The organism is Maritalea porphyrae, assembly GCF_027213965.1.
Lineage (GTDB): Bacteria > Pseudomonadota > Alphaproteobacteria > Rhizobiales > Devosiaceae > Maritalea > Maritalea porphyrae_A.
In genome coordinates this window covers 1-494 of the sequence record NZ_JAPWGX010000015.1, presented here as the reverse complement: position 1 = coordinate 494, position 494 = coordinate 1, and the positions used below count along the sequence as shown (strand labels likewise).

The following is a 494-nucleotide window of genomic DNA, read 5'->3' as shown; positions in this document are numbered from 1 at the left end:
CAGACAGTTGCACTTGAGCGGATCAACAATGTGCTGACGCCTGCGATTGAGCACATTCAAACGGTTCAAGATAAGGGCTTTCTGCTTGCGCATTCCTCTAGCAATGTTGCACTGGTGGATGAAGAAACAATTGTCTTTGCTATTGGTAGCGAAGCCGAAAGGTCGCTCTTTACGCCATCGCCGTTCTTGTCAATTACTAGAGAAGCCAACGCAACAGATATTGGTATTGCACGTCGGATTGGCTGGGACGCCATTTCAGGCAATCTAACAGTCCAAATTGAAACTGCTTTTGGCGATGGCCTTGCCCATGATGATTGGGTGATCTCCGCAACTGCTGGTGTGACTGAAGCGCAGCGCAGTATGCTGGATGAAGTGCGTGTAAAGCATGGAGAGGTGACCACCAAGTCTGGTGAGGTTAGCACCAAACACGGTGAAACACTTTTAGCTGCAACTGTTGCGGTCGATGCAAAAGATGCGGCTGAAACGGCGGCTGA

1 protein-coding gene is annotated in these 494 nt (G+C 49.8%); it reads left to right on the top strand.

Annotated features, from left to right (window positions below; genetic code table 11):
• On the top strand, positions 1-494 hold a 494-nt coding region (locus O4H47_RS17845; protein WP_269395377.1), incomplete at both ends, for a hypothetical protein.